Below are 24,334 nucleotides of genomic sequence, written 5' to 3'. Positions count from 1 at the left end.
GAGACGCGTCGAAACGCGCCCTCGGGGGCCCGGAAGCCGCGCGGGCTACTTCTTGTCGCCGCCCTTGCCCTTGTCGTCCCCGCCGCCCGCCATGGACTCGAAGATCTCCTTGCACATGGGGCACACCGGGTACTTCTTCGGGTCGCGACCCGGCACCCAGACCTTGCCGCACAGCGCCACGACGGGCGTCCCGTCGAGGGCGCTCGCCATGATCTTGTCCTTCTGGACGTAGTGGGCGAAGCGCTCGTGGTCCCCGTCGCCGTGCGACACCTGCGGCGTCGGCTCCACGAGGGTCCCCGTCCCCGTGCCTCGCTGGGGCTGGGGCTGGGTCTCAGGCTCAAGAGTGCTCATGGCGCCAAGCGTACTGAAGCCGGGCCGGGATGCTCACGCGCATCAGTTCAGCGAGGCGTCGTCCGGATAGGTGGCGACCATCGCCAGGTCGTTGCGCTGGCGGCGCAGCACCTCGCGCCAGAGCCGTTCGGGGGACGGCGAGGACACGTCACCGGGCTCGGACTCCACGACGTACCAGGCGCCCTCCACGAGCTCGTCCTCGAGCTGGCCGGGCCCCCAGCCCGCGTACCCGGCGAAGATCCGCAGGGAGCCGAGAGCCGCGGCGAGGAGCTGCGGCGGCGCCTCCAGGTCGACGAGCCCGATCGCGCCGTGCACCCTGCGCCAGCCGAGCGGGGCGCCGTCGACGGCCCCGCCGCCCGGGATGACGGCGATCCCGAGGGCCGAGTCGAGGGAGACCGGGCCGCCCTGGAAGACGACGCCGGGTTCGCCCGCGAGCTCCGCCCAGTCCTCCAGGATGTCGCCGACGCCCACCGGGGTGGGCCGGTTGAGGACAACGCCCAGCGAGCCCTCCTCGTCGTGGTCGAGGAGGAGCACCACCGCACGGTCGAAGTTCGGGTCCGCCAGGGCGGGCGTGGCCACGAGCAGCCGCCCTGTGAGCGAGGACACCTCGGTCATGCCAGACATGATCCCGCATCTTCCCGCGGAGTGGGGAGGCAATGCGGGGTGCGAGGGTGCGCGCGAGGGAACGAGGAGGTGCGAGCCGGTGGGACGTCGGCCGAGGGGGGCCGCGGGAGCCGGACGGGCGCACGGACGCGGACCGGGCGCACGCGCCGCACGGACGGGCGGCGGTGACCTTGTGTGCCCGCCGGGGAACCGTTCGTGTTGTGACACAGCCATGACGATCCTGAGGCGTCCTCGGGCTTACGGCACAGGGGCCGACGGCGATTACTCTGTCTCATCTGGCCCTGCCCCCACCCCAACGGCCCTGCCCTGATCCACCATCCATGGAACGCGAGACACATGACCGTCAACGGCTCTGACGACGTACTGCTTGTCCACGGCGGCACCCCGCTCGAGGGCGAGATCCGGGTCCGCGGTGCGAAGAACCTCGTACCCAAGGCCATGGTCGCCGCCCTGCTGGGCAGTGAGCCGAGCCGGCTGCGCAACGTTCCGGACATCCGTGACGTGCGGGTCGTGCGCGGTCTGCTGCAACTGCACGGGGTGACGGTCCGTCCGGGCGAGGAGCCGGGCGAGCTGGTGCTCGACCCGACCTACGTCGAGAGCGCGAACGTCGCCGACATCGACGCCCACGCGGGTTCCAGCCGCATCCCGATCCTCCTCTGCGGTCCGCTGCTGCACCGTCTCGGCCACGCCTTCATCCCCGGCCTCGGCGGGTGCGACATCGGCGGGCGGCCCATCGACTTCCACTTCGAGGTGCTGCGGCAGTTCGGCGCGACGATCGAGAAGCGCGAGGACGGGCAGTACCTGGAGGCGCCGCGGCGGCTGCGCGGCACGAAGATCCGGCTGCCGTACCCGTCGGTCGGCGCGACCGAGCAGGTGCTGCTGACGGCCGTCCTGGCGGAGGGCGTCACCGAGCTCTCGAACGCGGCCGTGGAGCCGGAGATCGAGGACCTCATCTGCGTGCTGCAGAAGATGGGCGCCATCATCGCGATGGACACCGACCGCACCATCCGCGTCACCGGCGTCGACAAGCTCGGCGGCTACAACCACGCCGCCCTGTCGGACCGCCTGGAGGCCGCGTCCTGGGCGTCGGCGGCGCTGGCGACGGAGGGCAACATCTACGTCCGCGGGGCCCAGCAGCGCTCGATGATGACGTTCCTGAACACCTACCGCAAGGTCGGCGGCGCCTTCGAGATCGACGACGAGGGCATCCGCTTCTGGCACCCCGGCGGCAACCTGAAGTCCATCGCGCTCGAGACGGACGTGCACCCCGGCTTCCAGACCGACTGGCAGCAGCCGCTGGTCGTCGCCCTCACCCAGGCCACCGGCCTGTCGATCGTCCACGAGACGGTCTACGAGTCCCGGCTGGGCTTCACCTCGGCGCTCAACCAGATGGGCGCCCACATCCAGCTCTACCGCGAGTGCCTCGGCGGCTCCGACTGCCGCTTCGGGCAGCGCAACTTCCTGCACTCCGCGGTCGTGTCGGGTCCCACGAAGCTCCAGGGCGCCGATCTGGTCATCCCCGACCTGCGCGGCGGCTTCTCGTACCTGATCGCCGCCCTCGCGGCCCAGGGCACCTCCCGCGTGCACGGCATCGAGCTCATCAACCGCGGCTACGAGAACTTCATGGAGAAGCTGGTCGAGCTCGGCGCGAAGGTGGAACTGCCGGGCAAGGCACTCGGCTAGCCGACCCGCTGTCCGCGTACGACGATGGGGCGGCTCCCCGAGGGGAGCCGCCCCATTCGCGTTGCTGAGCCTCGTACGCAGATCCCGTCGCGTACGCGAAGGCCTACTTGCCCTTGGCGGCTTCCTTGAGCTTGCTGCCCGCGGAGACCTTGACGCTGTAGCCGGCCGGGATCTGGATCGGGTCACCGGTCTGCGGGTTGCGCGCCGTGCGAGCGGCACGGTGGGTGCGCTCGAAGGTCAGGAAGCCGGGGATGGTGACCTTCTCGTCGCCCTTGGCGACGATCTCGCCGACGGTCTCGGCGAACGCGGCCAGAACGGCGTCGGCGTCCTTACGGGTCACCTCGGCGCGGTCGGCCAGCGCGGCCACCAGCTCACTGCGGTTCATGTTGTTACTCCCGTGTTCTTCTTGCCGTTGAGGCGTGCCACGCGGCTGAGCCGCCTGTGGGGCACAGCGAAGTCGTTGTGCTCGCGCCCAGGGACGCATCCTGCCCCTACCTGCGGCGGGAAAGCCAATCCGGCACCCGCTCGGAGTCGTGAGACAACCCTTGGGAGTCACACGAGAGCGCTCGGCTCGGGCGCAACCCTAGAGGGCCGTCCACGGCGCGACGTTCCACGACGCGCCGGTGCGGGGGCCGTCGTGGCGATCGTCACAGACCGCCCCGGGCCCCCGCGTGCTGCACGACAGAGCCTACAAAGGCTACGGGGCCGACGCCCCGGCGGCCTTGGCCGCGTCGCGCACCGCGCCCGCCACCGCGCCCGCCACCTTGTCGTTGAAGACGCTCGGGATGATGTAGTTCGCGTTCAGCTCGTCCTCGCTCACGACGTCCGCGAGGGCCTTCGCGGCCGCGAGCATCATCTCCGTGTTGACGGTGCGGGACTGCGCGTCCAGCAGGCCGCGGAAGACGCCCGGGAAGACCAGAACGTTGTTGATCTGGTTGGGGAAGTCGGAGCGGCCGGTGGCCACGACGGCGGCCGTCAGGCGGGCGACCGCCGGGTCGACCTCGGGGTCGGGGTTCGCGAGCGCGAACACGATGGAGCCCTCGGCCATCGCGGCCACGTCGTCGCCGTCGAGGACGTTCGGGGCGGAGACGCCGATGAAGACGTCCGCGCCGCGCACGGCCTCCTTCAGAGTGCCGGTGAGGCCCTCGGGGTTGGTGTTGTCGGCGATCCAGCACAGTGCCGAGTCGGGGGCCGCGTCGACGAGGTCCGGGCGGTCCGCGTGGACCACGCCGTGGATGTCGGCGACGACCGCGTTCTTGACCCCGGCGGCGATCAGCAGCTTGAGGATGGCCGTGCCGGCCGCGCCCGCGCCCGACATGACCACGCGCACGTCGCCGATGCCCTTGCCCACGACGCGCAGGGCGTTGGTGAGGGAGGCGAGGACGACGATCGCGGTGCCGTGCTGGTCGTCGTGGAAGACGGGGATGTCGAGGGCCTCGCGCAGCCGGGCCTCGATCTCGAAGCAGCGGGGGGCTGAGATGTCCTCGAGGTTGATGCCCGCGAAGCCGGGGGCGATCGCCTTGACGATCTCGACGATGGCGTCGGTGTCCTGGGTGTCCAGGCACAGCGGCCAGGCGTCGATGCCGGCGAACCGCTTGAAGAGGGCCGCCTTGCCCTCCATGACGGGCAGCGCGGCCTTCGGGCCGATGTTGCCGAGGCCCAGCACGGCGGAGCCGTCCGTCACGACCGCAACGGAGTTGCGCTTGATGGTGAGGCGGCGGGCGTCCTCGGGGTTCTCGGCGATCGCCATGCAGACGCGGGCCACGCCCGGCGTGTAGATCATCGAGAGGTCGTCACGGTTGCGGATGGGGTGCTTGGACGCCATCTCGATCTTGCCGCCGAGGTGCATCAGGAACGTACGGTCGGAGACCTTGCCGAGGGTGACGCCCTCGATGCCGCGCAGCTGCTCGACGATCTCGTCGGCGTGCGAGGTGGAGGTGGCGGCGATGGTCACGTCGATGCGGAGCTTCTCATGGCCGGACGCCGTGACGTCGAGGCCGGTCACCGAGCCTCCGTGGGACTCGACGGCCCCGGTGAGCTGGGAGACCGCGGTGCCGCTCGCGGGCACCTCCAGCCGGACCGTCATCGAGTAGGAGACGCTGGGCGCCGTTGCCATGGCCGACTTCCTCTGCACTGCTGGGTCGCGGGATTGCGGTCCGATCGTCGCACCTACCGACGAGTACGTGAAAGCCGCCCCGAATTGCGATCGTTTTGTTCTCGACGTAACGGGTGGACGCGGCCCGGCCCGGCACAGGAAAGAGGCCCGCATCACAGGTGATGCGGGCCTCTCCCCTCGTTCATGACACCGACCCGCCATGCTCGCCTCGCGGCAAGTGGTCGCTCGTAGCGACGAAGGTTGGGCCCGGGGGCTTGGATCGAGCCGGTGTCACGACCAGGCTAACAAACGGATGCCCGAACGCCATTCCCGTGCGGGCAGTTCACCTCGATCAGTCCCGCAGAAGGTCCGGCACCCCGTGCCCGTCCGGCTCGTCCCGCTCCCCGGACACCACCGTGAGCTGCTGCGTCGCCCGGGTGAGGGCGACGTACAGCACCCGCAGGCCGGCCGGCGACTCGTCGGCGATCTCCGCCGGCGAGACGACGACCGTGGCGTCGTACTCCAGGCCCTTGGCCTCCAGGCTGCCGAGCGCCACCACACGGTCCCCGAGACCGGCCAGCCAGCGCCTGGCCTCCTCACGGCGGTTCATGGCGACGACGACGCCGACGGTGCCGTCCACGCGCTCGAGGAGCCGCTCGGCCTCCGCGCGCACCGTCGGCGCCAGGGAGCCGCGGGCGGCCGTGAAGCGGGGCACGACACCCGTCGACCTGACCGCCGACGGGGACTCCGCGCCCGGCATGGCGAGGGCCAGCACCCGGGCGGCCAGCTCGGCGATCTCGGCCGGGTTGCGGTAGTTCACCGTCAGCTGGAAGCGGCGGCGGGGGCGGGAGCCGAGGGCCTCGTCGCGGGCCTCGGCGGCCTCGTCGGGGTCGGACCAGGAGGACTGGGCCGGATCGCCGACGACGGTCCAGGTGGCGTGCCGGCCGCGGCGGCCGACCATGCGCCACTGCATCGGGGTGAGGTCCTGCGCCTCGTCGACGATGACGTGCGCGTACTCGGTGCGCTCCTGCGCGAGCCGCTCGGCGCGCTCGCGCTGCGTCTCCTCGCGCACCGGCATCAGCTCCTCGAGACCGCTGAGCTGGTCCAGCGGGTCCAGCTCGCGTCTCTTGCGCGGGCGGGCCGGGGCGCCGAGGATCGCCTGGAGCTCGTCGAGCATGGCGATGTCGTGCACGGAGAGCCCGTCGCGCTTGAGGGAGCGGGCGACCTTGCGGACCTCGCCGGGGTTGAGGATGCGGCGGGCCCAGCGGCCCAGCCGCCGTTCGTCGGCCATGCCCCGCAGGACGGCCTGCGGGGTGAGCTCGGGCCACCAGGCGTCGAGGAAGGCGATGAAGGCGTCCTCGGCGCTCACGTCCTCGTCGAAGGAGGAGCGCAGCTCGGCGGCGAGCTCCGGGTCGCTGTGCCGGCCGGACGCGCCGGAGCGCTCCCACAGGGCGTCCAGGAGCAGCTTGCGGGCGCGGGGGCGCAGGAGGTTCACCGGGGCGGTGCCGCTGAGCGCGTTGTGCCGGACGCGCTGCAGGTCGGAGGCCTCCAGCTCCAGCCGGCGGCCGAACGCGACGACGCGCAGGCGGCTGGGCGTGCCCACGGGCGCGGGAGCCTCGTCGGGCTCGTCGAAGCCGAGCTGCGTCGCCCGGGTCGCGCCCCGGCCGCCGTCGGCGCCGTTCTCCAGTGCGCCGCGGGCGGCTTTGCGCAGCACCTTCAGCATCCTGTACGACCCCTTGGCCCGGGCCACCGCCGGGGAGTCGTACAGGGTGGCCTCGGCGCCGTCGACGAGGGAGCCGATGGCGCGGATGGCGACCTGGCCCTCCTCGCCGAGGGAGGGGAGCACGCCCTCGGTGTAGGCCACCAGCAGGGGCGTGGGCGAGACGATCAGGATGCCGCCGGAGTAGCGACGCCGGTCCTGGTAGAGCAGATAGGCGGCCCGGTGCAGCGCGACGGCGGTCTTCCCGGTGCCCGGCCCGCCCTCGACGTACGTGACGGAGGCGGCGGGCGCGCGGATGACGAGGTCCTGCTCGGCCTGGATGGAGGCGACGATGTCGCGCATGGTGTGGCTGCGGGCCTGGCCGAGGGCGGCCATGAGGGCGCCGTCGCCGATGACGGGCAGTTCGCCGCCGTCCAGGGTCGCTCTCAACTCGGGACGCATCAGGTCGTCCTCGACGCCGAGGACGCGCCGTCCCTTGGAGCGGATGACCCGGCGGCGCACGACGCGCCCCGGGTCGACGGGGGTGGAGCGGTAGAACGGGGCGGCCGCGGGCGCCCGCCAGTCGATGACCAGCGGCGCGTACTCGGAGTCGAGGACGCCGATCCGGCCGATGTGCAGCGTCTCGGCGATGTCGGCCGTGTTGTCGGGGCGGACGGCGCCCTCGGCGGGCTCGACGGCGGTGTAGGCGCCGTCCGGGCCCTTCTTGCCGTCCTTGCCGAGCAACAGGTCGATCCGCCCGAACAGGAAGTCCTCGAACTCGTTGTTGAGCCGGTTGAGGTGGACGCCGGCCCGGAAGACCTGGGCGTCCCGTTCGGCGAGGGCGCCGGGCGTGCCGACCTGGCCGCGCTGGGCCGCGTCGTTCATGAGGAACTCGGCCTCGTGGATCTTCTCCTCGAGGCGGCGGTACACCCGGTCGAGGTGTACCTGTTCGACGCTGATCTCTCGGTCCCGCACCGAATCCCCCATGGAATCCTGCGCGGCTTCGTCGACCGATCCGACCACGGTCTCCTGCTGTGCCTGAGCGGCCACCGGGCCCCCTTCTGACGTGCTGGGCAGCCGTCAACCGTACGCGAAGGGGGCCCGCGAAGCCATGCGCGACTACGCGTCGACCTGGACGAGCTTCTTGCCGTCGAAGGTCATGACCTCGAAGTGGTCGATCTCGTTGGTCTTGAAGGCTGCGCCGCCGGATACGTAGAGCGGGTTCTTGGCCTGTTCGGTCTTGGCGTCGGGGAGGCCGTAGCCCCAGTCCGGCACCGACCAGGAGGAGACCGTCTCACGCTCGCCGTTCTTGCCGACGGCGATCAGCGAGCACTTCTCCGGGCCCTTGACGTTCTTGAGCTCGACGCCGATCTCCGTGCCCCACGCCTTCTCGCCCATGGCGACGGTCGCGGAGACCTTGGTGGCGGAGTCGGTCGCGGAGACCCGCTGGGCGAGCGTGTCGAAGGCGTCCTTGGCGGCGTTCGCGGACTTGGTGGAGCCCGCCTGGACGCCCTTGCTCCCGCCGTCGCCGCCGGTCGCGGCCAGCACCGTGAGGGGGCCGCCGATGATCAGCGCGGCCGCGGCCGCCACCAGGAAGAAGGAGCGGCGGCGCTTGAGCGCGCGACGCTCGGAGATCTCGTCGACCAGCCGCTCGGCGAGACGCGGGCTGGGGCGGGCGGACAGGGAGTCGCCGATCGCCGGGGTGCCGGAACCCGGCAGGTCCGCGAGCGCGGCCAGCATCGGCTCCATCCCGGCGAGCTCGTCGAGCTGCTGGGCGCACCATTCGCAGCCGGCGAGATGGGCTTCGAAGGCGGTCGCCTCGGCGTCGTCGAGGATGCCGAGGGCGTAGGCGCCGACGGTCTCGTGTTCGCTCGGGCTCGGAGATCCCACAGATCCCTGCATGGGGCCAGACATACCCGGCCCACCTGCTCCGAACCCCCCGTAAATGCTCATCACGCCGTCACCCCCCGCTCCTCCAGAGCCAGCTTCATCGATCGCAGGGCGTAGAACACCCTTGAGCGCACGGTGCCGCTGGGTATGCCGAGCGTCTCGGCCGCCTCGTTGACGGTACGCCCCTTGAAGTACGTCTCGACGAGCACCTCCCGGTGGGCCGGGGTCAGGTCGTCGAGCGCGTCGGACAGCGTCATCAGCCACAGCGCCTTGTCGATCTCGTCCTCCGCAGGAATGACCTCCAGCGGCGACGGGTCGACCTCCTGCGGCCGGGCCTGCCGGCTGCGGTGGCCGTCGATGACGATGCGACGTGCGACCGTCACCAGCCAGGGGCGTACCGATCCGGTCGCCCGATTGAGCTGACCGGCGTTCTTCCAGGCACGGATGAGCGTCTCCTGCACGACGTCCTCGGCACGCTGCCGATCTCCGGCAACCAGGCGCAGGACATACGCAAGCAGGGGTCCGGCATGCTCCCGATACAGAGCACGCATCAGCTCCTCGTCAGGTTCCGAGGGCTGGGACATGCGATGTCGGGCCCTCGATCCACGTTCATTGGCCACGGCCGCATCTTTGCGCACGCCCACCTCCGGTGTCCGGGGGATCCCCCGTTCGGTCGCTCGACGACGGGTACGCAGGGGGGGTGTTGAGCGTTCAAACCGCGGGGACACTTTTCTTCCGGGTGTCATGACGAGGGGGACATGGCGGCACATTCCCACCGTCTTTTCTTTACAAATCCGCCACACCGACAAGATCGCGCCGACTGCCCGCCGACCGCCGGGGGTAAACGGTGTGTAATCGAAATCACTTCGACAACGGCCAGGCCGCGGGTCCACGAAAGCCGCATACCCGACAGGGCAGTTGGCGGACGGTCACCCGGAGTGCGGCCCGGAAGGGCGCCCGACGGGGACTCAGGCGCGCGCGAGCGCGGCGCGTCGGCGGTGCCGCGCGACCCGTTCCCGGTTTCCGCAGACCTCGCTGGAACACCAGCGCCGGCGCCGGCCCCGGGAGGTGTCGACGTACACGATCGGGCAGTTGTCCCCCGCGCACTGCCGCAGCCCGCCCCGGGCGACCGGATCGGTGAGCAGTTCCACCGCGTCCAGGGCGACCGCGGCGAGCAGCGCGGCGCAGCCCGGCGGCCGTTCCAACTCGCGCACCAGCGCGCCGTCCTCGCCGCGCACCGCGCGAGGGACGGGCGGCGCGATCCGGGCGGCGTCGTTGACCCGGGCCAGCGCGAGATCGTGGGGGGCGGCGGAGGTGTGGGCGAGCCACCCGTGCACCAACTGTCCTACATTGCGCCGCAGTTCCCGGAAGGCGGGCGGCCACGAGGGGTCGGCGTGGGTCAGCGGGGTGCCCGGCGGGACGAGTCCGCAGCCGCGGATCCACGCGCACAACGGCGCGACGCCGTCGAGATGTTCCTGGGGGTGACTGGTCGCCAGCAGGTCGAGACAACACCGCCCGGCGTCGAACCGCAGCTCGTGGAAGTCCGTGACCGTCCCCAGTGCCATGCGCCACCGCCTTGGGCGTTCTCCCGGAAGAACCCTTCCCCTCACAGTGCCAGCGCGGGAAGCCGATAACCAGCCCGTCCGCGGCCACTCCCCGGGGCAGTCGCGGCCCCGGGGCGGGCAAACCGCTCAGACGTCCGCGTACTTGGCGTCCGCGGCCGGATCGAGCGCCAGCCGGTACCCGCGCTTCACCACGGTCTGGATCAGCTTGGGCGCGCCGAGAGCCGTCCGCAGCCGGGCCATCGCCGTCTCGACGGCGTGTTCGTCCCGTCCGGCCCCGGGCAGTGCCCGCAGCAGATCGGACCGCGGCACGACCCAGCCCGGCCGCCGCGACAGCGCCCTCAGCAGCGACATCCCGGCCGGCGGCACCGGCCGCAACGCCCCGTCCACCAGCACCGCATGACCCCGGATCTCCACCCGGTGACCGGCGAGCGGCAGCGCCCGGGCCCGGCTCGGCAACTCCTGGCACAGCAGCTGCACCAGCGGCCCGAGCCGGAACCGCTCCGGCTGGACGGTGTCCACGCCGCGCGCCTGCAGCGGCAGCGCGGTGACGGGGCCGACGCAGGCCGGCACCACGTCGTGGTGCAGGGCGGCGAGCAGCTCGGACAGCAGCCCGCGCTCCTCCGCCCGCGAGAACAGCGAGACGGCCGCGGGCGCGCTGGTGAAGGTGATCGCGTCCAGCCCGCGCGCGACGGCGGCGTCGATGAGCCGGTCGAGCGGCGAGATGTCCTCCGGCGGCATCCACCGGTAGACGGGCACCCCCACCACCTCGGCGCCCGCCACCCGCAGCGACTCCACGAACCCGGGCAGCGGTTCGCCGTGCAGCTGGACGGCGACCCGGCGCCCCTCGACGCCCTCCTCCAGGAGCCGGTCGAGCACCTCTGCCATGGACTCGCTGGACGGCGACCACGCCTCCGTCAGCCCGGCGGCCCGCACGGCGCCCTTCACCTTGGGGCCGCGGGCGAGCAGCTCCACCCCGCCCAGCCGGGCGAGCAACTGCTCGCCGAGCCCCCAGCCGTCGGCGGCCTCGACCCAGCCGCGAAAGCCGATGGCGGTGGTGGCGACCACGACGTCGGGCGCCTGGTCGATGAGCTCCTTGGTGGCGGCGAGCAGCTCGCCGTCGTCGGCGAGCGGCACGATCCGCAGGGCGGGCGCGTGCAGCACCACCGCCCCGCGCCGCTGGAGCAGCGCGCCGAGCTCTTCGGCCCGGCGCGCGGCCGTCACGCCCACGGTGAAGCCCGCGAGAGGCCCGTGTTCGACGGCGCCCCGTTGGACGGTGGCCGGTTGTTGCTGTTCCTGGTGCATAGCTCTCGTCCCGCAGTCACGTCGCGTTTGACCTACATGCCGACGAGCCTGTCAACGGTGCGTGACAGGCTCGGTTCGGCTTCATGTCGCCCGTGTTACGTCACACCTCGGCGTAACTGAGCTGCGGCTTCGCCTCGGATGCCGAGCCGGTGGCGGTCACCCGGCCGGCCGGACGGCGAAGGTATACGGCCCAGGTGACCGCGAAGCAGGCCGCGTAGAAGGCGAGGAAGGCGACGAAGGCGCCGGTGCCGGAGCCGTAGGAGAGGAACGACTGCCGGAAGGCGAGGTTGATGCCGACACCGCCGAGCGCGCCGACCGCACCGATCAGACCCATGGAGGCGCCGGACAGACGCCGGCCGTAGGCGGCCGCGGCCTCGCCCTCCAGGCCCTTCGCGACGGCCTTGGCCTGGAAGATGCCCGGGATCATCTTGTACGTCGAGCCGTTGCCGAGGCCGCTGAGCACGAACAGCACCACGAAGGCGGTGACGAAGAGTCCGAGCGACTTCTCCATGCTGGCGAAGACCAGGACGCCGGTCGCGGCGGCCATCCCGACGTAGTTGTAGAGCGTGATCCTCGCGCCGCCGTACTTGTCGGCCAGCCAGCCGCCGACCGGGCGGATCAGCGAGCCGAGCAGCGGGCCGATGAAGGTGAGGTAGGCCGCCTGGAGGGGCGTCCGGCCGAACTGGTTCGTCAGGACCTGCCCGAAGGCGAAGCTGTAGCCGATGAACGACCCGAACGTGCCGACGTACAGGAAGGACATGATCCAGGTGTGGGCGTCCTTCGCGGAGTCGATCGCGGCGCCGGTGTCGTTCTTCACGGACGCCAGGTTGTCCATGAACAGCGCGGCCAGGGTCGCGGCGATCACGATCAGCGGGATGTAGATCCCGAGCAGCACGCGCGGGCCGCCGCTCGCGCCGATGACGGCGAGGCCGATCAGCTGGAGGACCGGCACGCCGATGTTGCCGCCGCCGGCGTTGAGCCCGAGCGCCCAGCCCTTCTTGCGGAGCGGGAAGAAGGCGTTGATGTTGGTCATGGAGGAGGCGAAGTTGCCGCCGCCGATGCCCGCGATCAGGCCGACCAGCAGGAAGGTGTCGAAGGAGGTCCCCGGCTCCATCACCGTGAAGGCGGCGACGGTGGGGATCAGCAGCAGGCCGGCGGAGATGATCGTCCAGTTCCGGCCGCCGAAGATCGCGACGGCGAAGGTGTACGGCACCCGCACCACCGCTCCGACCAGCGTCACCATCGACGTCAGCAGGAACTTGTCGGCGGGGGTGAGGCCGTACTCCGGGCCCATGAAGAGCACCAGCACGGACCACATGGTCCAGATCGAGAACCCGATGTGCTCGGAGAGGACGGAGAAGACGAGATTGCGGCGGGCGATCTTCTCGCCCTTCTCGTTCCAGAAGGCCTCGTTCTCGGGGTCCCACTCCTCGATCCAGCGGCTCCCCTTCTTGGCGGGGGACGGCGGTGCGGGGGCTGTACTCGGGGCTGTCATGACGCCTCCACGTGCTCCGGGCTCGGGTGGTCCGGGGGGATGAGCGGTGATGACTCCCGAAGGTAGGGAGAGCGCGTTTCCGCGCTGTGGCTGTGGGTGACCGGAAAGGAACGTTGCTCTCACCTTGCGCGGACGGCCGGTGAGAGGTCGCGAGAAGAACTCAGCCCTGGGGCGGCCGGTCGTAGGGGGCGGGCTGCTGGGGCTGCGGGTAGGGCGGGGCCTGCGGGATCGGCGGGGCCTGCGGGGCCTGCGGGGCCTCGGCGGCCTGGGGAGAGTACGGGTGCTGCTGAGGGTACGGCTGGGGCTGGCCGTAGGGGGTGGGCGGGTGAGGCTGGGGCTGGGCGTACGGGCCGGGCTGGGTGTACGGGTCCGGCTGGGGGTGAGGCTGGGGCGGGGCGTACGAGCCGGGCGGGGCGTACGGGTCCGGCTGGGGGTGAGGCTGGGCGTACGGGCCGGGCTGGGGCTGGGCGTACGGGTCCGGCTGCTGCTGGTACGGCTGTGGCGGCTGCTGCTGGTGCGACTGCTGATACGGCTGCGGCGGCTGCTGGGGGTGCGTGGGCTGCTGCGGCTGATACGGGTAGCCGTAACCGGGGGCGGCCGCCGGGGCGGCGCCGTACGGGCCGTACGGGGGCTGGGCCGGGGGCGACGCCGGCGTTTGGGCCGGGGCGTGGGCGGGCGCCTGGGCCGGGGTTCCGCCGCCGTACGGGTTCCGGCCGGGACCGGTCCCCGCTCCCGTCCCCACTCCCGGGGGCAGGTACCGCAGGCGGCCCGTCGCGTCGGTCACCGGGGCGAACCCGGCGGCCTTCAGTCGGGCGCCGGACGCGGCGTTACGACGCCGGTTGACGGCGAAACCGGCGCCGCAGACGGCCATGAGGACGACCCAGACGGCGGCGGCGACGCCGAAGTCCGCGCCCGTGGCGCCGAGCCGTATCCCGAGGACCGCGCAGCCTGCGGTCGCGCCCAGCGCGCCGTACCCCATCCGCTTCTCGGCCTGCCTGCCGGTCAGGTCGAAGGTGATGCGGGTCCTCAGGAGTTCGAAGGCGTCCGGGACCAGCGGCGGCAGGGAGGAGCCGTCGTGCGCGTTCGGGTACTGCGCCCAGTTCTGCGCGGCACGCGCGCGTGCCTGCGGGCTGGGATCGGGGACGATCAGCAGCTTCAGCGCGTTGCCCTGCGAGCCGCCGTGCCCGGCGTCCGCGTACTCGTACCCGAACTGCTGCGCCACGAAGGCGAGCCGGGCCAGTTTCTTCACCGAGGCCAGAGGGCTGGTGAGCTCGACGGGCCCGCCTCCCGCCATCGACTTCAGCATGCTTCGCATCTGCCGCTTGCTCACCGGCACTCACTCCCCCACCAGCCGAACGGCTGTTCACTCGCGCAACGCGGGCAGTCTTCCACACGCCCGCGGCACCGGTGAGCGGCGACCGACCCGCTTGACCTGCCCTTCACCCACGCCCGGCGACCGCGCAGGGACGGCACACGCCCCAGGTCACGCCCCAGGTCACGCCCCAGGTCACGCCCCAGGTCACGCGCGATGCGCGCCGACGCGCCCGTCCGGCCACAGACGGGGCCTGCGGCGGGCCGCCAGATCCTCGACCCAGCCGAAACAGACGACGCAGGCCGCCGTGAGGAGCCAGACGCACGGCAGCTGGGGCCACGGGCTCTCCAGGACCCAGGGGGCGTCGGTCTCCAGCAACGGGAAGGCCCACAGCCGGTCCCACAGGGCCTCGACGACGCCGATGCACACGTTGTGCCAGAGATAGATCGTCACCGCACGGGAGTTGAGCAGGGTGACCACCCGGTCCCAGCGGCGCAGCCGGGCCGGCCACTCGGTCCAGGACGGACTGATGTGCAGGAGCAGCAGGACCGCGGCGAAGGACCACAGGGACTGCGCGAACGGCATGTCGTCGAGGTCGTGGCCCTCCCTGAGGTGGTGGCCCAGCGCGTACCAGAGACCGGTCGACGCCACCACCGGGGCCAGGGACGGCACCACATAGCGGGGCAGGCGGCGCAGCAGACCCTCCTGGTGCGCCATGCCCAGCAGCCAGCACGCGCCGAACGTGCCGAAGTCCGTGAGGCCCGCCTGCAGACGCCAGCCGGGCAGTGACAACGCGCCGAACTCCAGGGCGGCGGACAGCGCGAGCGGCGCGAGAACCGTCGGCCACGGCAGCCGGCGCAGGGCGCGCAGCAGGAGCGGGGAGAGCAGGACGAACCAGAGGTAGGCGCGCAGGTACCACAGGGGCACCCCCATGTCGGTGGCCCAGTCGTCGCCGATCAGGTGCTGCACGCCCGGCAGGGAGTCGCCGTACGGCGGGTCGCTCAGCGGGAGGACCCAGTACACGAGGTGGAACCACCACCAGCCCGGGTGCCCTTCCTCGTCCGGGCCCCATCCCGCGGCCAGCATGCCCGTCACGCCGACCGCGCCCAGCAGCCACAGCGGCGGCAGCAGACGGCGCATGCGTCCGCGTACGACCTCCAGCGCGGGGCGCCGGGCGAGCGAGCGGGCCATCAGGTTGCCGGCGAGCGCGAACATCACGCCCATCGAGGGAAACACGACGGGGAGCCAGGCCCAGCCCATCAGGTGGTACAGGACGACACGGAACAGGGCGATCGCCCGGAGGAGGTCGAAGTAGCGGTCGCGTCCGCCGCTCTTCTTCGTCGTCTCCGAACCCGTGGTGCGCGCGGTCCCGCCCGGCTGCTCGGTCGTCCCGGCCGGCTCGGTTGTCGCGGTCGGCTCGGTCAGTCGAGGCAATCGTGCGGTGCTGTCCATCGGGCGGTCGTCCGCCGGCCGACCGCCCGCCGGCCGGCTGCCCGGCCGGCCGCTCGACTCCGTCCTCGGCTCGGTGCTCATCGGACCGCACCCCCGTCCAGGCTCGCGGCCGGCGCCACCGCGCCCGGCGGGGCGGCCACCTGCCCCTTGCGGCGCAGCTTCTGCCAGCGCAGCCGGCCGCCCGTGAGCGCGGTGATCCAGGACTGGAGCAGCACGATGTACATCAGCTGGCGGTAGAGGAGCTGCTGGAGCGGGAGGGAGATCAGCGGGGTGAGCCGCTCGCGGTCGAGGACGAACGCGTAGGCCGCGCAGCCCGCCTGGACGGCGAGCACACCGAACCAGGCCGCGATCGTCTGGCCGGTCGGGCCGAAGAGCAGGCCGTAGACGAGGAACAGGTCGATGAGGGGTGCGAGGAGCGGGGCGACGACCATGAAGAGGGAGACGAGCGGGAGGCCCACCCGTCCGAAGCGGCCCGAGGGCCCGCGTTCGACGAGGGCGCGGCGGTGCTTCCAGATCGCCTGCATCGTGCCGTAGCACCAGCGGTAGCGCTGGGACCACAGCTGCTGGACGGACTCCGGGGCCTCCGTCCAGGCGCGTGCCTTCTCCGCGTACACGACGTGCCAGCCGTCCCGGTGGATGGCCATGGTGATGTCGGTGTCCTCGGCGAGGGTGTCGTCGCTCATGCCGCCGACGCGGTCGAGCGCGCTGCGGCGGAACGCCCCGACGGCTCCCGGGATGGTGGGCATGCAGCGCAGGACGTCGTACATACGGCGATCGAGGTTGAAGCCCATCACGTACTCGATGTGCTGCCAGGCGCCGATGAGGGTGTCCTTGTTGCCGACCTTGGCGTTGCCGGCGACCGCGCCGACCTTCGGGTCGGCGAACGGCTGGACGAGCTCGCGGACCGTGGACGGTTCGAAGACCGTGTCGCCGTCCATCATGACGATGAGGTCGTGCCGGGCGTTGGCGATGCCCCGGTTGAGGGCGGCGGGTTTGCCCGCGTTGAGCTGGCGCACCACGCGGACGCCGGGCAGCCCCAGGTCCTCGACGATGCGGGCGGTGCCGTCGCTGGAGCCGTCGTCGACCACCAGGACCTCGATCGGATGCTCGCTCTCCATCAGCGAACGCACCGTGTTCTCGATGCACTTGGCCTCGTTGTAGGCCGGCACGAGCACCGAGGCAGGTTCGGTGACGGGCGCGTCGGGACCCCACACGAAGTCCCGGCGGCGGGTACGGCGGGTGTGGATCGCGGAGAGCAGCAGCATCAGGCCGAAGCGGGCGAAGACGAGGACGCCGATGACGGCGAGGCCGACGACCAGGACGGCGGTGATGTCGTCGGAGGCCCCGACCAGGAAGACCCAGGCCCTGCCCTTCCACAGGTCGGTCCCGGTGACCGGGGTGTGCGCGCTGGGCGCGTGCAGGGCCTCGGTGAGGTTCTCGAACGCGTAGCCCTTGCGCGCGAGTTCGGGGAGATAGACGTCGAGGGCCTGGACGGTCTGCCGACGGTCGCCGCCGGAGTCGTGCATGAGGACGACGGCGCCCTTGCCGTTCTTCGGCGTGGCGTTGCGGATGATCTGCCGCACGCCCGGCCGCTGCCAGTCCTCGCTGTCGGCGGTGGTGAAGACGGTGAGGTAGCCGCGCGTCCCGACATACCGGGTGACCGGCCAGGAGGCGTCGTCGAGCGCGTCGGCGCTGGAGGAGTACGGCGGCCGGAAGAGGGACGTCCGGATGCCGGCGGCGCCCGCCAGGGCCAGCTGGTTCTGGGTGAGCTCCCAGTCGATGCGCTTCTTCGACTGGTAGGAGAGGTCGGGGTGGTTGAAGGTGTGCAGGCCGATCTCGTGGCCTTCGTCCACCATCCGCCGGACCAGGTCCGGGTAACGGGAGGCCATGGTGCCGGTGATGAAGAAGACGGCGTGCACCCGGTGCTTCTTCAGGACGTCCAGGACCTTCGGGGTCCACGTCGGGTCGGGCCCGTCGTCGAAGGTGAGCACGATCCGGTGGTCGGGCACCTGAAGGCTGGTCACCTGTCCACCGCGGGTGTCGACGACCGGGCCGCCGTCGAGGATCTTCTCGGGCACGGTGCCGGAGGCGGCGTCGGGGCGGACGCGGTGGTCGGCGAGGATCTCGCTGTGCACATAGCCGCGCAGCATCAGCATCGCCATCATCGCGACGAGCACGAGCAGCGGCAGCAGACGGCGCAGCCTGAGAGGCGGCATCAGGCGGCGGCGTCCGGGCGGGGACGCGCCGTGCGCGGGGCCGCCGGCGGCCCGGCCGCGCCGTGAGCCGGACCGTCGGCCGGCCTTTCGCCCGCCGCCCGGATCGCCTCCTGGCGACTCGGCGACGGGGGAGGCGGTCTGGCCGCCCGACGCGTGCGCGGAATGCCTGACGGCGGACCGTCGGGCCGAACGCCGGCTGGTATGTGGTGCCATGGGAGTCGGTTCTCCGGGGACGAGAGTCGGACGAGGGTTTCGCGCCGCCCCGCCGGACGGCGCACTCGGGCCGCGTCGGCCGGACGGTCGCGTCGGACGGCCCGGGCGGGCGACCGGACTCACTCCGGACGCGCGGCGGGCAGCGGTACGGGCTCCGGGCGGACGGCGGGACGGGCTGCCCGCCCCGGACGGACGCCGGAGCGGAACGGATGCGGGACGGGTTGCGAGAGCGGAACGGATCGCGGGCGCCGGGCGGACGGCGGGGAACGGGATGGATCGAGGGCCTCGGGCGGTGGTCCGGGGCAGGCGGGTGACGAGGAGCCGACGGGAACCGGACCGGGCGTCACCGTCACGGCCGGGCCGGGGCCGGACCCGACCACGTCAGGCCGGCGCAGCGCTCAGTCACGCGGCCGCCGCAGCGGCTCGGCCGCTCGGGACAGAACCGCTGCTCCCGCCCTTGCCGCGCCCTTGCCGCGGGTCCGTGCTCCTGCCCGGTCCCCGAGGCCCGCGCGACTCCGCCCCCGCCCGCACGCCGTCGGCCGGCAGTGCTCACGGGCTCTTCAGGCCGCCGGGGTCGAGGCGGCCGGGGCCGGTTCCGCGGGGCCGCCGGCGACCGTGGTGGAGGCTCCGCCGGCCGGGGACGGGGACGAAACCGGCGAGGGGGACTCCGCGGGCGTGGAGGCCGGCGGCGGTGGCGTGGACGCCGGCGGCGCGATCACCGGGCCGGTCGGACCCGAAACCGGGGACCCCGTGGCCGTCGGGCCGGCGCTGGGCCGGGCGGCCCCGCTCGCCGACGGCCGGGCCGCCGCCGACGCTCCACCGGTCGGCGCGGCGCTCCCCGAGGCGCCCGGCCCCTTGCTCGCCCCCGGCTTGCCCGGTTCGGCGGCGGAGCCGGAAGCCGTGGCCCCCGCCTCGCCGGGACGCCCGGAGCCCGGTGCTCCGGGGCGCGAGGAGGCGGAGTCGTCGTCGGGCGCCGAGGAACTGTCCACCTCGCCGGCCGCGGGCCTGTCGTCGGCCTGTCCCGGCACCGGTACGGGCAGCCAGGGCGCGCCGGCGTTGCCCGAGAGCAGCGCGGCCACGATGACCACGGCGTACGCCCCGCACGCGATGCCCACGAAGATGCCGATGCGGCGGAACGTCCGGCTGCGGCGACCGGACTCGTCGACGAACACCGGGACGTCGGAGGCGGCCTCGGGGCCGTCCGGCCGTCCCTTCTTCAGCGGATCGAGCTGGACGGTCACCTCGCCGGGATCGGCGCCCTCCCCTTCCGGGCCGCCGGGCTTCTCCCCCCAGGGATCCCGAAGGTCGCTCGAACGTTCGTTTTCGGACACGTCGGTCGAGTCCACCGGGGCCGGCAGGAGGCCGTTCTCACGCGGTACGTCCATCAGCGAGCGGTATCTTCCGCCGCCTCCCGTCAGGGGTGCCAGGGATTGCCCCCCGAGCCCGGGAGCGCTTCGAGATCCTGCCGATCCCGCCCCCGCGACCGGCACGTCCCGCGTCGGGAACACCGCCTCGGGCCACTCCGGTCGGGCTTCTTCTCGCCAATTCTTCACGTGCGCACTACCCCCCACAGAACTGTTCCGGGTGCGCCTACGACTCCGAGCCCACGTCGACGGAACCAGGCCCCCACCCAGCTCTCGCGCCCCTTTTATCCCATTGCGCTCAGATCCACGAACCTAGCGCAGGCATGGGCCCGGCATTCGCGTTGTGTCATTTATGGACACAAGTCATGCCCATGCCCATGGCTGGATTCCATCCCTCCACGAGTCGTCCGCGCGGTCTTCCGACACCCGGAATCCGACGGGTGCGCCCCGGACGGACGGCCAGCTCCGGAGAGACCAGCCTCTTCGCCGCACCGGCGTGACGGGAGGGGCCGAAGAGGCCGGACGACACCGCACCGGGCACCCCTCCAGGCATGGCCGGAAAATACACCTTGATGGATGTCGGATTGCCTGCTTTTCTGACCGCGCACCCACACCAACCGATCGCCCATGCATGGGCCGCCGACGGCGACCGAAAGCGCCGGCGGCTGAGGCGGCGGCGGCCGAACGGCCGACTGAAGCGCCGCGCGGGGCCGACGCGGGGCCAGCGCGGGGACGCGGGGCCGCACGCAAAAAGACCCCGCTCCCTGAGGGGAGCGAGGTCTTCTTGTCACATGGGATGAAGTGGAGATGGCGGGAATCGAACCCGCGTCCAACGGTGCAGAATCAGGGCTTCTCCGTGTGCAGTTCGCTGTGATTTTCTCGGCCCCGGTGATCACGCGAACAAGTCGCCGACGGGCCCAGTCACTGTTTGGTTTCCCATCGCACCCCGTGACCGGGCGCAATGGTTTAGTCCCCTAGATTATGCCAGGATCCGGATCGGGAACACTTCCGGGCTGACACCCATTATGGGTCCTACACTCACTGCTTATTAGGCAGCGAGGGCGTAGGACTGGGAATCGCTCTTGGTATTGGCGATTATTTTTTGCGACATATGGTTTACGAGATCATTGCCGCTTCCTCGACACGCTTCCCCTGCTTCAACAGTCGCTGTCGAAACCGATCATCCCCATGTTGATTTTTCAAGTCCCTCCGAGGAGGGCCCGTGCCCACTGCGGGGCACAGGTGCCATCGTACGTGACCAACGCGCGCCGATGCCACCGTATTCCCCGCGGGCCGCTCGCTAGGCGTGCCGCTGCTTCCGCTTGACCGCGGCGATCGCCCGGTCCGTCTCCCTGCGGTCCTGCTGCTCGCGCAACGTCTGCCGCTTGTCGTACTCCTTCTTGCCGCGCGCCAACGCGATCTCGGCCTTGGCCCGGCCGTCCTTGAAGTACAGGGCGAGCGGCACGATCGTGTGCCCCGTCTCCTCGGACTTCACCGCGAGCTTGTCGATCTCCTCGCGGTGCAGCAGCAGCTTGCGCTTGCGGCGCGCGGAGTGGTTCGTCCAGCTGCCCTGGCTGTACTCGGGGATGTGCGCGGCGTGCAGCCACGCCTCGTCGCCCTCGATCTGCACGAAGCCGTCGGTCAGCGAGGCACGGCCCTGGCGCAGCGACTTCACCTCGGTGCCGGTCAGCACCAGACCGGCCTCGTACACGTCGATGATCGCGTAGTCGTGCCGGGCCTTCTTGTTCTGCGCGACGATCTTGCGCTTGCCGTCCTTGGCCTTGCCGGACGCGGCCGCCCCGCCCTGCTTCGGCTGGGACTCCTTCGGTACGTACATTCCCTTGCTCATAGTCCCGCCATTTTCGCATCCGGAAGGGGCCGAAGGGAAAGCCGATTACGGGAGGATCCGGGGCGGCGGTCGCTCAGGTCGTGTCGCCGAGTCCGCTCAGCACGGTCTCGGCCCGCCCCAGCGCCCCGTCGTCCGCCTCCAGGTCGGGCGTGATGCCGCGGCCGTCGACGCCGTGGCCGGAGGGGGTGCGGTAGTGGCCGACGGTCAGCTCCGCCACGGAGCCGTCGGGCAGCCGGCGCGGCATCTGCACGGAGCCCTTGCCGAAGGTGCGCGATCCCACGACGATCGCCCGCCCGCGGTCCTGCAGGGCGCCGGTGACCAGTTCGGCCGCGCTCATCGTGCCGCCGTCGACGAGGACGACCAGGGGCTTGCGGGTGTCGCCGCCCGCCTCGGCGTGCAGGGCGCGCTGGTCGCCGTCGACGTCGTAGGTGGCGACGAGGCCGCCGTCGAGGAAGACGGAGGCGGTGGTCACGGCCTCGGTGACCAGGCCGCCGGAGTTGCCGCGCAGGTCCAGCACGATCCGGCCGCCGGTCGGCGCACGGCGCACGGCGCCGCGCACGGCGCTGCCGACGCCCTTGGTGAAGGCGGCGACGGTGACGACGGTGACCCGGTCGGCGAGTTCCCGGACGGTGACGGAGTCCTTGGACAGCACCGCCCTGCGCACGGTCTCGGTCCACGCGCGCGCGGCGCGCTCCAGCCCGAGACGGACGGGGGTGCCGGCGGACGCGTCCTCGGCGTCACCGCGCAGTAACGCGACGACGTCGGTGACCGGGAGGCCGTCCACGGACCGTCCGTCGACGGTGCGCAGCCGGTCGCCCGCGCGGATCCCGGCGGCTGCCGCGGGCGACCCCGGCTGCACCTTGGTGATCTCGATCCGGCCGCCCCGCGCGCGCCGCGCCTCCAGACCCACGCCGGTGTACCGGCCGTCGAGGGACTCCTCGAACTCCTGGTACTCGCCCTGGGAGTAGACGGCCGCCCAGCGGTCCCCGCTGCGGCTGACGGCCCGCTCGGCGGCCTCCAGAGGGGACTTGCCGTCGGCGGCGGCCTCCTCGGCGGCCCGGGCGACGTCCTCCGAATGGCCGGCCGGGGCTGTGGCGGGTGCGGCGCCCGAGGCGCTGCGCGGCCCGTCGCCCGGCCCCCGCGGCAGCGACCCGGTCGCCGCACCGGCGACGAGGACGCTCGCGAACACCAATGTCAGCGCGGCCCCGCGGCCGAAACGGCGGGGCTGACAGAACAGGTCACGGCCTGACATGGCGGTGAGTCTAGGGGAACGCGAAGAGCCGTACGGACGGTTGACCGTACGGCTCTCGGGGCGTGCGTCACACCTTCAGGTACTTGCGCAACGCGAAGAAAGCGGCCAGGGCGGGCATGAGCAGGCTCGTGGCGAGGATGAGCGGAAGCTTCGTCAACACGGCGTCCCAGCCGATGAAGTTGATCAAGTTCAGCTTCTCGGACAGCGCCAGGCCGTTGTCGATGATGAAGTACCGGCCGATCACCAGGAATCCGCAGGCGACCGTGCCGCCGATGAGTCCGGCCACCGCGGCCTCCGCGATGAACGGCGCCTGGATGTAGAACCCCGACGCGCCCACCAGCCGCATGATCCCGGTCTCGCGCCGGCGGCTGAACGCCGAGACGCGCACGGTGTTGACGATCAGCATCAGCGCGACCACGAGCATCAGCGCCATCACCGCCCGCGCCGCCCAGTTCATGCCGTTGAGCAGCCCGAAGAGGTTGTCCAGGATGCCCTTCTGGTCCTGCACGGACTGCACGCCGTCCCGCCCGTCGAAGGCGGTCGCGATGACCTGGTACTTCTCCGGGTCCTTCAGCTTGATCCGGTACGACTCCTGCATCTGGTCCGGCGTGAGGGAGCTGGCCAGCGGCGAGTCGCCGAACTGCTCCTTGTAGTGCTTGTACGCGTCGTCCTGCGACTCGTACGTCACCTTCTCGACGACGCCCATCTTGTCGAGGTCGGCCTTGATCTGCTTCTTCTGGTCCGCGGTGACGGCGCCCTTGGCGCAGTTGGCGTCCGACTCGGCGTCGCTCTTGTTGCAGAGGAAGACCGAGACGTTGACCTTGTCGTACCAGTAGCCCTTCATCGTGCTGACCTGGTCGCTCATCAGGAGCGACCCGCCGAAGAGCGCCAGGGACAGGGCTACGGAGACGACGACGGCGAAGGTCATCGTCAGGTTGCGGCGGAGACCTACGCCGATCTCCGACAGTACGAACTGGGCGCGCATGGCGTGTTGTTCAGGCCTTTCCGGGGACGTCCGCGAGAACGGGGGCGATGGCGGGGGCGGTCAGTGCTGGTAGCCGTAGACGCCGCGTGCCTGGTCACGCACGAGGCGGCCCTGCTCCAGCTCGATGACGCGCTTGCGCATCTGGTCCACGATGTTCTGGTCGTGCGTGGCCATCAGCACGGTCGTGCCCGTCCGGTTGATCCGGTCGAGCAGTTTCATGATGCCCACGGAGGTCTGCGGGTCGAGGTTGCCGGTCGGCTCGTCCGCGATCAGCAGCTTGGGCCGGTTCACGAAGGCGCGCGCGATGGCCACGCGCTGCTGCTCACCGCCGGACAGCTCACCGGGCATCCGGTCCTCCTTGCCGCCGAGCCCGACGAGGTCGAGCACCTGCGGCACGGACTTGCGGATCTCGCCCTTCGACTTGCCGATGACCTCCTGCGCGAAGGCGACGTTCTCCGCCACCGTCTTGTTCGGCAGCAGCCGGAAGTCCTGGAACACCGTCCCCAGCTGGCGGCGCATCTGCGGCACCTTCCAGTTGGAGAGGCGCGCGAGGTCCTTGCCCAGGACGTGCACCTGACCCTGACTGGTCCGCTCCTCGCGGAGCACCAGCCGCAGGAAGGTGGACTTGCCGGAACCGGAGGATCCCACGAGGAACACGAACTCGCCCTTCTCCACCTCGAGGGAGACATCCCTCAGTGCGGGGCGGGTCTGCTTGGGGTAGACCTTGGAGACGTTGTCGAATCGGATCACGGATGCACCACGGGTCGCCGGGGGTAGATGAGCGTGACCATACGCGAACCGGGGAGGGCGGCGCAGGCGTCGCGAGGGGTTGGGTGGGGCTTGTGCGTTTTTGTACGGGACTTTGTACGCCCTGCGCTCTTCGAGTGAGCCGCGCGGGCACCGGAGGAACCTGGCACAGTGGAAGGGGAACGTTCGCGCCCCCGGAGGCGTTGTGTCCATGGAACCGGTGCAAGGAGGGCGAGGCGC

The 24,334-nt window shown here is 71.6% G+C and carries 19 protein-coding genes and 1 other RNA gene; 1 reads left to right on the top strand and 19 read right to left on the bottom strand.

The features are described 5' to 3' along the window. Nucleotides 1-45 precede the first annotated feature (45 nt). Complete coding sequence (locus tag OHS82_RS26055) at nucleotides 46-351, bottom strand: DUF3039 domain-containing protein (protein WP_057574425.1); 306 nt, start codon at nucleotides 349-351, stop codon at nucleotides 46-48. 42 nt (nucleotides 352-393) lie between these two features. Continuing rightward, on the bottom strand, nucleotides 394-966 hold the full coding sequence (locus OHS82_RS26050) for a YqgE/AlgH family protein (RefSeq protein WP_057574424.1): 573 nt from the start codon (nucleotides 964-966) through the stop codon (nucleotides 394-396). Between the two features lie 345 nt (nucleotides 967-1,311). On the opposite strand from OHS82_RS26050, the gene murA reads away from it, so the two are divergent. Continuing rightward, nucleotides 1,312-2,658 (top strand): UDP-N-acetylglucosamine 1-carboxyvinyltransferase, encoded by a 1,347-nt coding sequence (gene murA, locus OHS82_RS26045; protein WP_057574423.1) that lies wholly within the window; start codon nucleotides 1,312-1,314, stop codon nucleotides 2,656-2,658. Between the two features lie 103 nt (nucleotides 2,659-2,761). Here murA and OHS82_RS26040 read toward each other — a convergent pair whose 3' ends face one another. From OHS82_RS26040 to ftsE, 17 genes are all read right to left on the bottom strand, one after another. Next, entirely contained in the window at nucleotides 2,762-3,043 is a 282-nt protein-coding gene (locus OHS82_RS26040) for an HU family DNA-binding protein (protein ID WP_007382399.1), read from the bottom strand. Between the two features lie 312 nt (nucleotides 3,044-3,355). Then, nucleotides 3,356-4,774, bottom strand: a complete 1,419-nt coding sequence (locus OHS82_RS26035) for an NAD-dependent malic enzyme (RefSeq protein ID WP_057574422.1) — start codon at nucleotides 4,772-4,774, stop codon at nucleotides 3,356-3,358. A gap of 331 nt (nucleotides 4,775-5,105) precedes the next feature. Then, nucleotides 5,106-7,502 carry a HelD family protein gene (locus tag OHS82_RS26030; RefSeq protein ID WP_328434641.1) on the bottom strand — a complete coding sequence of 799 codons (2,397 nt, stop codon included), beginning with the start codon at nucleotides 7,500-7,502 and terminating at the stop codon, nucleotides 5,106-5,108. Nucleotides 7,503-7,571: 69 nt separating this feature from the next. Then, the gene (locus OHS82_RS26025) at nucleotides 7,572-8,405 is read right to left on the bottom strand and encodes an anti-sigma factor family protein (protein WP_277922360.1); all 834 of its coding nucleotides are present in this window, start codon (nucleotides 8,403-8,405) and stop codon (nucleotides 7,572-7,574) included. Next, on the bottom strand, nucleotides 8,405-8,926 hold the full coding sequence (locus OHS82_RS26020; protein ID WP_010039908.1) for a sigma-70 family RNA polymerase sigma factor: 522 nt from the start codon (nucleotides 8,924-8,926) through the stop codon (nucleotides 8,405-8,407). The genes OHS82_RS26025 and OHS82_RS26020 overlap by 1 nt, the downstream gene beginning before the upstream one ends. 384 nt (nucleotides 8,927-9,310) lie before the next feature. Further along, nucleotides 9,311-9,907 (bottom strand): CGNR zinc finger domain-containing protein, encoded by a 597-nt coding sequence (locus tag OHS82_RS26015; RefSeq protein ID WP_328434640.1) that lies wholly within the window; start codon nucleotides 9,905-9,907, stop codon nucleotides 9,311-9,313. A 126-nt stretch (nucleotides 9,908-10,033) separates the two neighbouring features. Next, nucleotides 10,034-11,209, bottom strand: a complete 1,176-nt coding sequence (locus tag OHS82_RS26010; protein ID WP_057574418.1) for a uroporphyrinogen-III synthase — start codon at nucleotides 11,207-11,209, stop codon at nucleotides 10,034-10,036. A gap of 100 nt (nucleotides 11,210-11,309) precedes the next feature. Next, a complete protein-coding gene (locus OHS82_RS26005) occupies nucleotides 11,310-12,704 on the bottom strand; it encodes a nitrate/nitrite transporter (RefSeq protein WP_057574826.1) in 1,395 nt (464 codons plus the stop codon). A gap of 160 nt (nucleotides 12,705-12,864) precedes the next feature. Next, on the bottom strand, nucleotides 12,865-14,034 hold the full coding sequence (locus OHS82_RS26000; RefSeq protein ID WP_328434639.1) for a hypothetical protein: 1,170 nt from the start codon (nucleotides 14,032-14,034) through the stop codon (nucleotides 12,865-12,867). A 189-nt stretch (nucleotides 14,035-14,223) separates the two neighbouring features. Then, nucleotides 14,224-15,468 carry an acyltransferase family protein gene (locus tag OHS82_RS25995; protein ID WP_328434638.1) on the bottom strand — a complete coding sequence of 415 codons (1,245 nt, stop codon included), beginning with the start codon at nucleotides 15,466-15,468 and terminating at the stop codon, nucleotides 14,224-14,226. Between the two features lie 77 nt (nucleotides 15,469-15,545). Next, nucleotides 15,546-17,684, bottom strand: a complete 2,139-nt coding sequence (locus OHS82_RS25990) for a bifunctional polysaccharide deacetylase/glycosyltransferase family 2 protein (protein ID WP_328434637.1) — start codon at nucleotides 17,682-17,684, stop codon at nucleotides 15,546-15,548. Nucleotides 17,685-18,457: 773 nt separating this feature from the next. Further along, nucleotides 18,458-19,282, bottom strand: a complete 825-nt coding sequence (locus OHS82_RS25985) for a hypothetical protein (protein WP_328434636.1) — start codon at nucleotides 19,280-19,282, stop codon at nucleotides 18,458-18,460. 778 nt (nucleotides 19,283-20,060) lie between these two features. After that, nucleotides 20,061-20,449, bottom strand: a transfer-messenger RNA (tmRNA) gene (gene ssrA / locus OHS82_RS25980). 112 nt (nucleotides 20,450-20,561) lie between these two features. After that, complete coding sequence (gene smpB / locus OHS82_RS25975) at nucleotides 20,562-21,110, bottom strand: SsrA-binding protein SmpB (RefSeq protein WP_057574415.1); 549 nt, start codon at nucleotides 21,108-21,110, stop codon at nucleotides 20,562-20,564. A gap of 73 nt (nucleotides 21,111-21,183) precedes the next feature. Further along, complete coding sequence (locus OHS82_RS25970) at nucleotides 21,184-22,362, bottom strand: S41 family peptidase (protein ID WP_199863655.1); 1,179 nt, start codon at nucleotides 22,360-22,362, stop codon at nucleotides 21,184-21,186. Between the two features lie 67 nt (nucleotides 22,363-22,429). Then, on the bottom strand, nucleotides 22,430-23,347 hold the full coding sequence (ftsX, locus tag OHS82_RS25965) for a permease-like cell division protein FtsX (RefSeq protein ID WP_057574413.1): 918 nt from the start codon (nucleotides 23,345-23,347) through the stop codon (nucleotides 22,430-22,432). Nucleotides 23,348-23,407: 60 nt separating this feature from the next. Then, the gene (ftsE, locus tag OHS82_RS25960; RefSeq protein WP_057574412.1) at nucleotides 23,408-24,097 is read right to left on the bottom strand and encodes a cell division ATP-binding protein FtsE; all 690 of its coding nucleotides are present in this window, start codon (nucleotides 24,095-24,097) and stop codon (nucleotides 23,408-23,410) included. Between the last annotated feature and the right edge of the window lie 237 nt (nucleotides 24,098-24,334).

The organism is Streptomyces sp. NBC_00425 (assembly GCF_036030735.1).
Lineage (GTDB): Bacteria > Actinomycetota > Actinomycetes > Streptomycetales > Streptomycetaceae > Streptomyces.
Note: the sequence above shows the minus strand (reverse complement) of the source record. Positions and strands in the feature narration are given on the sequence as shown.